This window comes from Enterococcus sp. AZ079 (assembly GCF_050547255.1).
In the GTDB taxonomy this organism is placed as follows: Bacteria; Bacillota; Bacilli; order Lactobacillales; family Enterococcaceae; genus Enterococcus_D; species Enterococcus_D casseliflavus.
Genome location: NZ_CP172955.1, coordinates 381,262 through 392,495, shown reverse-complemented (window position 1 = coordinate 392,495; position 11,234 = coordinate 381,262). Strand labels below are relative to the sequence as shown.

Here is an 11,234-nt window from a genome sequence, read left to right as displayed (position 1 = left end):
GATTTTCTTCTAAAACAGAACCAACAAATAGAGGTGTCTTCTGAATGGCTCCATTTCAACACACAGGTACCTTTAAAGATCCACTAATGGAAAAATGAATCTTTCACACGCTTAGTTGTCTTCTCCTCTTCCCATCTTTGCGAAATTAATGAATAATAGACAAGGACAAACACTTAAAATCAGCAAAGACTCGCCATCTTTTTTCTTTTTTTAGAAACCAGCAGGTATGTCTATAAAAAAACAATAACCAAGTTGACCGTCGCTTGTTAACGGAAGAAAATCAACGCTGTACTGCTATGTAAACACCCCAAACCCAACTGTAAAAACATTTTGACACTTGATTTCAAGGCATTGTCAAAGACATTTGATCGTTAGAATGCAGACATTGGCCTAAACTAATGGTAGAAGGAGCGGATAAAATGAACTTAAGCAAACAAATAAAAAAACATCGGGAACGATTAAGTCTCTCTCAGGAAGGGCTGGCAGAAAAACTCTATGTCTCCCGACAAACGATCTCCAATTGGGAGAATGAAAAAAGCTATCCTGATGTTCACAATTTATTATTGCTCAGTGTTCTATTTGATGTTTCTTTAGATGAATTAGTCAAAGGGGATGTTGAACAAATGAAAGAAACGATTGAGAAAACAGAAATGGATCGTTACACAAAAATGATGCTGCTTTTTATACTATTGACCGCACTCTCTGTTGGGCCTGCTCTTTATTTACCCGGATACTGGTGGATTGTCCCGCCTCTATGTTTTTGGCTCGTCTCCATGTATGCCGCATTAAAGATCGAAAAAATCAAGAAAACCCAAAATATCAAAACGTATAAAGAGATCGTTGCCTTCATGGAAAATCAAGACCTCGATGCCATTAGAAAAAAGCGCGACGTCAAAAAAGATTTCCTTTCAACAGCAGTCATCGTCGTGGTTTTTACCTTGATCGTCGGTATCATCGCATGGCTTAGTACACTGCCGCATTTACTGATGCGCTGACAAAAAATACAGGGTGCAACTGCTTTTATGATGAAGCCGCTACAACCTGTGTTTTTTTCAACTCAATGATCTCATCCGCATAAATCAAATTTTTCGGGCGATGGGTGATCATAATGACTAGTTTATTTTTCAATTGGTCTTTGATCGCTGCAAAAAGCTTTTCTTCTGTTGTTTCGTCTAAAGCAGATGTGGCTTCATCAAGGACAATGACTTCTGCGTTTGTGAAAAACAATCGGGCAAAAGCGATCCGCTGTTTTTCCCCACCAGAAAGGTTGGCTCCTTTTTCTCCAATTTCAGCAGACAGTCCTCCCTTGAGTGCCTGATAGAATGCGCCTAATTGACATTTTTCTAATACCGCTATGATTTCCTCGTCTGCGATTTCCTTATCAAAAATAATATTCTCTTTCAGCGTTCCTTGGAAGATTGGGGCATCTTGCGATAGATAAAAGATATGCTCATAGAAATCATTTAAGTTGTAAGCAGCTAAATTTTTGTGATTGATCAGGATCGCACCGGTCGTCGGCTGATACAAGCCTAAAATCGTTTTGACCAGCGTTGATTTTCCTGCGCCGCTTTCTCCTACTAACCCATAAATCGCTCCCCGCTTCAGCTCCAGTGTGCTATTGGTTAAGATTTGCTTTTCTTGAAGTGTGACGGATAGATCCTTAACTGTGATGCAGTTGATGGTCTCAGACAATGCATCGCCTTGTGTTAATGCTTTGTCCTCTGGCAGATAGAAAAATTCGTTTAACCGTGCAAAGGCAACTTTATCTAAGTTGTATTGAACAAAAATCACGTTAAATATTGCAACAGGCGTGTAGATTCGATCCACATAAATAATCAGTGCTGCTAAACCGCCCAAACTGACCGTAATCTGATTTGTAAATGCCAGTACCACAATTGCGACTTTGATCAATGCGACTAAAACTGCAAAAAAACCAAAGAAAAACTCATGGATCATCGTCATTTTTGTCAAACGTTCTGTTGTGTCAGCAGACATGTTTTTATATTGTGCGATCTCTTTTTCAAACCGCTTATTGATCCGAAACGTGACCATTTCCGTTAATCCGCGAATAAAGGTGCTGTTCATGGCTTCTTCTGAAACTAGCGCACGTTCTTTGAGAGAGCGTAAAACTTTCAAAAGCAGATTGGTCACAATAAACACCACTAGATAGCCCACAAGGATCGCTGGAATCAATCTTTTATCGATCATAGCAATAAAAGCTAAGTTAAACAGTGTTTCGGGAAGCAATTCTTTAAACAAGCGTCCATAAAAATTCAAATGGATATTTCTGCCAGCCGCTGCTCCCGCTTCAGTTTTCTGTAAGAGTGCTCCAGAGCCGATCTGCAAGTACTCGGAATAGGCAATCTTGCTGATTTTTACTAAAGCTTGTTCTTTGAGATAGAAATACATGCTGTTGTGCAATGTTGTTTTTGGTTTCTGCTCAAGATAGGACAAAATCGGTACCAGTACTAGCGTTAACCCATAGATAAAAACGACTGGCCAATCAAGTGTCTTGCCAAATGAATCGAGTAGTTTTTGAAAATAAAAAACATTCGCGGCACTCAAAAATGAGACCGCAATTCCAATCCCAACATATACCGTCAATCCTTTTTTAAAATGCCGCCATAAATCAATTGCCATCGTATGCTCCTTTTGCTGCAGTGTTCGTGGAAAAATCGTAAGATAAATAAAACAAACGCTTTCAAAAGTATAATCTATTTTTCGCTTAATGGAAAGAAACATATGAAAGATAGTGAGAAACCATTCTTCGGTCATCGAGAAAAAGTAAATATCCACCCGTGAAACGGGTGGCTTTTTAACAGCCCTAGAAGGGCTCACCACTCGCTAGCCCCTTAAAAGGGGCTTTTTAAATGACCACCAACCGCTCACAGCCCTATCTCTCTTTAACTATTTAAATGGATCTACATACTCTTGTTTACTTATACTATCTCTTATTCGATCATCTGCTTCTTGTTCTCGAATATATTTTTCAATTGTTTTTTGATTTAACCCAACCGTACTCACGTAGTATCCTTTGGACCAAAAGCTTTTATTCCCATACTTATATTTCAAATTCGCATGTTTTTCATGGATTAAGGTTGCACTTCGTCCTTTTAAGTAGCCCATAAAACTAGAAATACTAATCTTTGGTGGTATTCTTACTAACATATGAATATGGTCAGGCATGGCATGAGCTTCAATGATTTCAACATCTTTCATCTCATACAATTTTCTTAATATCTGATTAATACTTACTCTTAACTTTCCATAAATCACTTTTCGTCGATACTTCGGGGTGAAGACTATGTGATACTTACAATTCCATCTGGTATGTGCTAAACTTTTATCGTCGTTAGACATAAAAAAACTCCTTTCGATCTGATATGCGGTTGGTAGCCACTATTAGTATATCGAAAGGAGTTTTTTATCGCTAAAGCTATTTCGTCCACGCGTAGAAACGCGCGGTTTTTTTGTTTCGTACGCTACGCGAACGAAACTGACTAAAGTCAATAACAAAAAACCCCGCTCAAAGAGCGGGGCTAACGTTGTTGCCAACGATTGATTATTGGTTTAAAGCGTCTTTTGCTTGGTCAGCTAATGCAGTAAATGCTGCTGCATCGTTTACAGCCAAGTCAGCTAACATTTTGCGGTTGATGTCGATTTCAGCTAATTTCAAGCCGTGCATCAATTTTGAGTAGCTTAAGCCATTCATACGAGCCGCTGCGTTGATACGAGCGATCCACAATTTGCGGAAGTCGCGTTTCTTTTGACGACGATCGCGGTATGCGTAGTTGTATGAATTCATTACTTGTTCTTTTGCTGTTTTAAATAGAGTGTGTTTAGAACCGTAGTAACCTTTTGCTAATTTAAGCACTTTTTTACGACGTTTACGAGTTACTGTTCCACCTTTAACACGTGCCATGTATAATTCCTCCTAATATGAAAATCGATAATTGTTTGTATACGTGAAGCTTGGGTTACGCAATTATTTCATGCGTGCTAGTTGTTGACGGATACGTTTGTAATCGCCAGCTGAAACCATTGAAGCTTTACGCAATTGACGACGTTGTTTTTTTGTTTTGCCGTGGAAACGGTGACTGGTAAAGGCACGGAAGCGTTTCAATCCGCCGCCGCCAGTGCGTTTTACGCGTTTTGCTAATCCGCGGTGTGTTTTTTGTTTTGGCATAACTAATTTCCTCCTCAAAATCTTTCGTTATCTGACTTTAAACTGAAACTCAGTGAGTCATTATTTATCGTTTTTTGGTGCTAATACTAAGAACATACTGCGGCCATCCATTTTTGGCTTTTGCTCAACAGTTGCCAAATCAGCAGTTTCTTCCGCCAAACGATCTAACACTTTCTGACCAATTTCTTTATGGGTAATGGCACGGCCTTTGAAACGGATCGAAGCTTTCACTTTGTCCCCTTTTTCAAGGAATTTACGTGCATTACGCAATTTTGTGTTGAAATCATTGACGTCGATCGTTGGACTTAAACGAACCTCTTTAATGTTGATTACTTTTTGTTTCTTACGAGCTTCACGGTCTTTTTTCTGTTGCTCAAAGCGGAATTTCCCGTAATCCATAATTCTTGCTACTGGCGGCTTAGCATTTGGTGCCACCAATACCACATCAAGGTTTGCTCGTTCTGCAATTTGCAATGCTTCAGCTTTACTCTTTACACCAAGTTGTTCGCCGTTTTGATCAATCAAACGCAATTCACGTGCACGAATGCCGTCGTTTACCATCATATCCTTTGCTATGGTCATTCACCTCCGAGTTTTTTGAGAGAAAGAAAAGCTTGTCGATTCGAAATCAGACAATAAAAAAACGAGTTCTTCACGAACCCGCACGTACTCCACACAAATAAATGGTAGGAATCCTATTCTGCCCAGCGATATCTTCACTCAGGCGAGAAGCGGGTGCTTCTGCTTTTATTTCTCAACTTTTATAGTATACTGCTTTTTTCTCTTATTGTCAACAGTTTTCATGATTGTTTCAAAAAAAAGCCGGAGCATACGCTCCGACTTTCGTGTTTCTTATTCTGCTTTCAATGCAGCCATCGTGATGTAGTTGTATGGTTGGTTGAAGTGAGGCAAGAAGAAGATATCTAATAGCTTCATCTTGTCGATCGTTACGCCTTCTTCGATCGCTAGTGAGAACATGTGGATGCCCATTGCGATTTCAGATGTACGTGACGCCATTTGTGCACCAACGATGCGGCGTGTTTCTTCTTCATAGACGATGCGGATCTTAACTGTCGCATTTTCTTTCATGAAGCCTGGTTTTTGGGTATCTTCGTAATCAGAGTATTTCACTTTCATGCCATTACGTTCGGCAGCTTCGACTGACAAGCCAGTTGAAACCATGTTGTAGCCGAAGATCGAAATCCCGTTTGATCCTTGAACACCTGTTGATTCTAGAGACGTTCCGCCGATATTATGGGCAGCGACGATCCCTGAACGTACGGCATTCGTTGCTAATGCGATATACGTTGTTTGTTGCAAAGCATTTGAGTACACCGTTGCACAGTCACCGACTGCGTAAACATCTGCATCGCTTGTCCGTTGATGGCGGTCCACTAAGTACGCGCCGTTAGCAAACAATTCCAAATGATCTTTGCCTAGCTCGTTGTTTGGTAAAAAACCGATCGCGTTGATCACTAGATCAACTGGGTATTCGCCGTTGTCTGTTACAACTGCTTCTACTTTCTCTGTTCCTTTGTATTCACGTGCTAATTCACCGAAATGCAATTCAATGCCATTGTCAGCTAAGTTTTTGTCCATATCTTCTGTAAACCATTTGTCGTAGTAGTTTGGCAATGCCCGTGTTGCTGCATCAAAAAGCAACACATTTTTGCCACGACGTTTTGCTGCTTCAGCAATTTCAACACCGATGTAACCAGCACCGATAACGGCAACGTTTTTCACGTCTTCTGATGCTAACTCTTTATCAACCGTTTGTCCGTCTTGGAATTTTTTCAAGAAATGGATGTTTTTCAAGTCACGTCCAGGTACTTTTGGTGAAATCGGTACAGAACCAGTTGCGATGACAACTTTATCATAAGATTCAACGATCGTTTCACCGTCATTGGTTACAGCGTGCACTTCTTTTTTCTCAAAATCGATATGGTCAACCACTGTTTCCATATGGATTTTTGCACCTTTTGCTTCAAAATCTTCACGTTTTGTATAGAACAAGCCTTCGTATGAATCGATTTGACGTCCAACCCATAAAGCAGTCCCACAACCTAGGTAGCTTAAGTTTGTATTACGGTCGATCATTACGACCTCTTGGTCTTTGTAGTTATCTAATAGTGTATTGGCAGCAGCAATCCCCGCGTGGTTTGCACCGATAATAACTGTTTTTGTCATGGAAAATTTCCTCCTTTTGTTTACATTGTCATTATAGCTTGCTTGTGAATTTGAAAACTATCAACTTTTTCGCGATTTTAAAAATTTATGACAGTTTTTCGTTGATATACGTCACTTTCAGCGGGTTGAGTTTCTATATCAAAATTATTTTCGTCTTGCAAGTAAAAAGATTGTGAAAAATCATGTATTTAAACCTAAGGATTTTCCTTGTTATAAAAGCATTCTGCAAACCGATTGAATAAAATTCACAATGTTCTACCGCTTTTTCGCACCTGTTGCGGCAGCGATTCGCCGTGTTATACTGAAGAGAAAAAACAGATAGGATGGGATCTTGATGAAGAAAAAAATCGTATTGCCACTACCGCCCTTATTGTCGGCATTAGAGCCACAGGATTTTTATTTAGAAGAAGAACTGCTTTTCGAAGGTGCTTTCTTCGAAGGCGGTGACTATAGCTATGATGCTTGCAAAAATCTCATCTTGAAGCAATGTCATTTCAAGAAAGTGACGATGCAAAAAACACGCTTGAGTCAGTGGGAATGCCAAAACGTTCTCTTTGAAAATTGCGATTTTTCTAATCTGGAATGTTTTGGCGCCAGCTTTCATCGGGTTCACTTTAAACAATGTAAATTGACTGGCACCAATTTTGCGGAAAGCTATTTCCGTGACTGCACCTTTGAAGATTGCGTGGCGAACTTTGCTTCTTTTAGCAACACCAATTTACGGACAATGCTGTTTCGTCAGTGCCAACTAAACGACAGTGAGTTTTATGAAATGGATTGGAAACACTTGACGTTACAAGAAAACCAGTTGAACAATAGCAACTGGTTTCACACAAAATTAGCAACTTTAGATTTTCGGACCAATCAATTTCAAAAGATCGCGTTGTCCTTTGAACAATTGCGGGGGCTAACGGTCGATCAAGAACAAGCCTTGGTTATCGCCGCCGGTCTAGGTTTGGTGATCGATTAACGAATTCTGCGCCATAAAGCAATCAACATCCAAACGGATAACACTAAACTGATCAATAAGGCAATCCCCCAACCGAAAATACTATTGGTAAAAGGCAGCGGAACGTTCATGCCAAAGAAACTGGTGACGATGGAAGGCACAGTCAATAAGAGGGACCAAACGGTCAAAAACTTCATGGTATCATTCAAGTTATTGTTTAACAGATTATTATAGGTTCCAGATAGTTGCTCTAAAATTTGAAAAGCCAGCAACGTCATTTCCACTGCCTGTTTGGCTTCGATCAAGGCATCATCCAGCTGTTCCCGCTCGTCATCATCCATCAAGCGATAAATGGATAACGCTTTGATCTGCTCCAAGAGGACCGCATTTTGTTTCGTGGCAGACACTAAAAAGACTAAACCAACTTCCAAATCGGACATTTGCAGCAGGTTTTTATTGGTGGTTTTTTCCCGTAGTCGCTGATTCAAGCGAATCCGGTCACTATTGACTTCTTCGACTAGCGGAAAAAACGTGCCTGAAATCAAGAATAAGCTTTGAAACAAAAAGTGAAGCGGTGTTTGCTGCGGCTTTTGCAGGATCAAGCGCTCCATCATCGGAATCACATAACGGGTATCATGGGAGGCAAAAGTAAAGATCTGCTTCTTTTTTAAAATAAACGTCATTGGGCTGGTCTCAAAATGATTGTCTCGCTTTTCTTGCTGAGGTACGTTGAAAACCAGCAGCAATGCTTCTTCTTCGGCATCGTATTCGACTCGTGCGCGTTCGTTTTTATCTAGAGAATACGTAAGCATCTCATCCGACAGATGATATTGTTTTTGTAGTGCCATCACGCTTTTTGCGTCTTGCTGGTCGACTTGAATCCATTCATAGTTTCCATCATAAAAGACATGTTTGTTTTCCACAGTCCATCCTCCACTCTTGCTTTCTTCTATTATAAAAGAAAACAGCCAGAAGCCCAATCAAAGGACTTTTCTGGCTGTATCGGCCATTGCTATTTGCGGGCGTCTTTCAAAGCATCTTCCACCATTGTTAAAACGGCCTGTGCCGCTTGCGGGTCTTCGACAAAATTGAATTGATCGCCATCGATCTGGATCTTTGGACTCTCATTGTACTCTTCGTACCATTGATCGTAGCGTTTGTTCAACTCTTTGTAGTAGTCGTATAACGAAGGATCAAAGGTCAATTGTTCGTATTCCCGTCCGCGTTTTTCAATACGCTCCAACATCGTTTCAAAAGAAACGCGAATATGCACCAAAAGATCTGGATGCTTTTTGTGGGCTGCATACGGCAGCTCTTCCAACATATTGGCTAACAATTCATCATAGACTTTGACTTCGGTATCGGTTGCTCGCCCAAGGTCCGCATTTAAATGGAACAACAGTGAATCCTCATAAATGGAACGGTCCAAGACGTTATTGTCGTCTTTCATAGCTTGCTTGATACTTTCAAATCGTTTATTTAAGAAATAGATTTGCAGTAAAAACGCATATTTATTTGGATCTGCATAAAATAATGGTAACACTTCATTGTCATCGATCGATTCATAAAAGGCTTGACTGCCAAAATGATTGGCGATCAATGCGGTCAAACTTGATTTACCGGCACCAATCGTTCCTGCTAATACGATCACGCTCATATCCCCCAACTCACTCATCACTAAATATTGTATGTTGCATTTGCGATATCAACTATACAATACTATATCTTGTGCCGTCAACTGAAACTTTTGAAGCACAAATCAAGAAGTTTTTCAATAAAAGTTTAAAGATTTTTGCTTTTTTTTGAAATCTCATACGGAATGCTTAACGAAAGAGCCTTCTTCTAGTAAAATAGGAAAGGATCTTTAATTAAATTGTGTTTTTGTCAGGAGATAGTTACAATTGACTGACAAACGATAAATGAATCATGTGGGGTAAGCTCCCTAAAGAAATGAGGAAAATAATGTCAATTGGTACTGGCATAGCTACAGGAAAAATCATCTTAATGGGTGAACATTCAGTTGTTTACGGTGAACCAGCAATTGCTTTCCCTTTTGCGGGAGCAAAAGTACAAGTCGAGATCACAGCAAATGAAAAAAACACCTTGATTTCAAGTTACTATCACGGTCTGCTTGAAGAAGTCCCCAGCCACTTAAAAAATGTCAAAGACTTGCTGCATCGTCTGCAACAAGATTTCCACACGGGTCCTTTTGCAACCTCCATCGTCAGCACCATCCCTTCTGAACGGGGAATGGGTTCTAGCGCGGCGGTCGCTGTTGCACTGACTCGCGCTTTTTTTGATTGGATCAAAAAAGATTTTACAAAAGAAGAATTGATGACCTATGTCAACTTTTCTGAAAAAATCGCTCACGGCAATCCTAGCGGGATCGATGCTGCAGCAGCTAGTGGGACGGATGCCATTTACTTTATCAAAGGGCATCCCATCACTTCGTTTCCCCTCACGATCGACGGTTATTTGCTCGTCGCTGATACTGGCATCAAAGGGCAAACGAGAGAAGCTGTCAAAAGTGTCGCCCATCTTTTTGAAACCAGCAAGCAGCTGGCCAGTCAAGCGATCCAGCGTTTAGGGATCGAAACCAAAAGAGCCAAAGAGGCAATTATAGCCAATCAATTAGAAATATTAGGCGAAAGCATGAACAATGCCCATCAGGCACTGCAGCAGTTAGGGGTCAGCAATCAGCAACTGGATCAGTTGGTTTCCTCAGCATTGGCACACGGGGCTTATGGGGCGAAGCTGACCGGCGGGGGCCGAGGCGGCTGTATGATCGCACTAACCAAAACGAAGGAACAGGCTGAGAACATCAGCCGTATTTTATTGTCCGATGGCGCTCGTGCGGCATGGATACAAGGATTAGGAGTTTATGAACATGTATAAGGGAAAGGCTCGTGCCTACACGAATATCGCATTGATCAAGTATTGGGGAAAACAAGACGAAACCTTCATTTTACCGATGAACAATAGTTTGTCCCTGACCCTCGATGCTTTTTACACAGAAACAACGGTGGCTTTTTCACCCGATTTTACACAGGATCGCTTTACATTGGATGGTGTGGTGCAAACAGACGCTGCCACCAAAAAAGTTGCGGACTTTTTGGATCTGGTACGAAAAAAAGCGGACTGCCCGTGGTATGCCACGGTGGAAAGTCAAAACTTCGTCCCAACCGCTGCTGGACTTGCCTCTTCTGCCAGCGGATTAGCGGCATTGGCGGGTGCCTGTAGTGAAGCACTGGACTTAAACTTGTCGGAGCAAGCGTTATCCCGTTTGGCCCGTCGCGGTTCTGGTTCGGCTTGTCGGAGTATCTACGGCGGCTTTGCTGAATGGCATCAAGGCACCGATGAGACTTCTTTTGCCACCCAAGTGCCGTCGAATGGCTGGGAAGAAGAATTGAGTATGATCTTTATTTTGATCAACGCACAAGCCAAAGAAGTCTCCAGTCGTGAGGGCATGCGCCGAACCGTTGAAACATCGAGCTTTTATCCAGGCTGGCTTTCTGCCACTGCGAGCGATCTCGTGAAAATGAAACAAGCGATTGCCGAAAAAGACTTTACTGCTTTAGGTGAAACGACCGAGGCCAACGCCTTGAAAATGCATGGAACGACCTTAGCCGCCGAACCACCTTTTACTTATTGGTCTTCTGAATCTTTACGAGCTATGGAATGTGTCCGAATGCTGCGAAAAAAAGGATTGGCTTGCTATTTCACGATGGATGCTGGTCCCAATGTCAAAGTTTTATGCCAAAAACAAGAAGAACAAACGATTTTACGTGAATTAAGTGCTCACTTTGCCTCAGAACAATTAGTAACTGCTCATGCGGGCAAAGGATTAGCCTTTTTACCGGTGGAAGAATCTTCCCCCATCAACTAAGAAGCCATTAAGAAGCCATCGATTAG

12 protein-coding genes and 1 other annotated feature are annotated in these 11,234 nt (G+C 41.2%); of the genes, 4 read left to right on the top strand and 8 right to left on the bottom strand.

Going from position 1 to position 11,234, the window contains the following annotated elements; translation table 11 throughout:
* Positions 1–419: 419 nt before the first annotated feature.
* Positions 420–995 (top strand): helix-turn-helix transcriptional regulator, encoded by a 576-nt coding sequence (locus IGJ15_RS01955; protein WP_010750013.1) that lies wholly within the window; start codon positions 420–422, stop codon positions 993–995.
* Between the two features lie 25 nt (positions 996–1,020).
* On the opposite strand, the gene IGJ15_RS01950 is transcribed toward IGJ15_RS01955, so the two are convergent.
* From IGJ15_RS01950 to nox, 6 genes are all read right to left on the bottom strand, one after another.
* Positions 1,021–2,640, bottom strand: coding sequence for an ABC transporter ATP-binding protein (locus IGJ15_RS01950; RefSeq protein WP_010750014.1), 1,620 nt, complete (start codon positions 2,638–2,640; stop codon positions 1,021–1,023).
* A 267-nt stretch (positions 2,641–2,907) separates the two neighbouring features.
* Positions 2,908–3,360, bottom strand: a complete 453-nt coding sequence (gene tnpA, locus IGJ15_RS01945) for an IS200/IS605 family transposase (RefSeq protein ID WP_010750015.1) — start codon at positions 3,358–3,360, stop codon at positions 2,908–2,910.
* 202 nt (positions 3,361–3,562) lie between these two features.
* Positions 3,563–3,922 (bottom strand): 50S ribosomal protein L20, encoded by a 360-nt coding sequence (rplT, locus tag IGJ15_RS01940; protein WP_143112441.1) that lies wholly within the window; start codon positions 3,920–3,922, stop codon positions 3,563–3,565.
* 63 nt (positions 3,923–3,985) lie between these two features.
* Entirely contained in the window at positions 3,986–4,186 is a 201-nt protein-coding gene (rpmI, locus tag IGJ15_RS01935; RefSeq protein ID WP_003128650.1) for a 50S ribosomal protein L35, read from the bottom strand.
* A 60-nt stretch (positions 4,187–4,246) separates the two neighbouring features.
* Entirely contained in the window at positions 4,247–4,768 is a 522-nt protein-coding gene (gene infC, locus IGJ15_RS01930) for a translation initiation factor IF-3 (protein WP_005228103.1), read from the bottom strand.
* A gap of 47 nt (positions 4,769–4,815) precedes the next feature.
* Positions 4,816–4,939 (bottom strand) — a sequence feature (ribosomal protein L20 leader region).
* A gap of 99 nt (positions 4,940–5,038) precedes the next feature.
* Positions 5,039–6,373 carry a H2O-forming NADH oxidase gene (nox, locus tag IGJ15_RS01925; protein WP_005228102.1) on the bottom strand — a complete coding sequence of 445 codons (1,335 nt, stop codon included), beginning with the start codon at positions 6,371–6,373 and terminating at the stop codon, positions 5,039–5,041.
* Between the two features lie 334 nt (positions 6,374–6,707).
* On the opposite strand from nox, the gene IGJ15_RS01920 reads away from it, so the two are divergent.
* Positions 6,708–7,343, top strand: coding sequence for a pentapeptide repeat-containing protein (locus IGJ15_RS01920; RefSeq protein ID WP_010749132.1), 636 nt, complete (start codon positions 6,708–6,710; stop codon positions 7,341–7,343).
* Here the strand turns inward: IGJ15_RS01920 and IGJ15_RS01915 are convergent.
* Both IGJ15_RS01915 and IGJ15_RS01910 read right to left on the bottom strand, forming a co-directional pair.
* Positions 7,340–8,245, bottom strand: a complete 906-nt coding sequence (locus tag IGJ15_RS01915; protein WP_010749131.1) for a magnesium transporter CorA family protein — start codon at positions 8,243–8,245, stop codon at positions 7,340–7,342. The genes IGJ15_RS01920 and IGJ15_RS01915 overlap by 4 nt on opposite strands.
* Before the next feature lie 89 nt (positions 8,246–8,334).
* Complete coding sequence (locus IGJ15_RS01910; RefSeq protein ID WP_010749130.1) at positions 8,335–8,979, bottom strand: deoxynucleoside kinase; 645 nt, start codon at positions 8,977–8,979, stop codon at positions 8,335–8,337.
* Between the two features lie 305 nt (positions 8,980–9,284).
* Between IGJ15_RS01910 and mvk the strand changes: the two genes are divergently transcribed.
* Positions 9,285–10,217 carry a mevalonate kinase gene (mvk, locus tag IGJ15_RS01905; protein ID WP_010749129.1) on the top strand — a complete coding sequence of 311 codons (933 nt, stop codon included), beginning with the start codon at positions 9,285–9,287 and terminating at the stop codon, positions 10,215–10,217.
* Positions 10,210–11,208: a diphosphomevalonate decarboxylase gene (gene mvaD, locus IGJ15_RS01900; RefSeq protein WP_005228088.1), complete on the top strand. Its 999-nt coding sequence runs from the start codon at positions 10,210–10,212 to the stop codon at positions 11,206–11,208. Before mvk ends, mvaD begins: the two co-directional genes overlap by 8 nt.
* Positions 11,209–11,234: the final 26 nt, after the last annotated feature.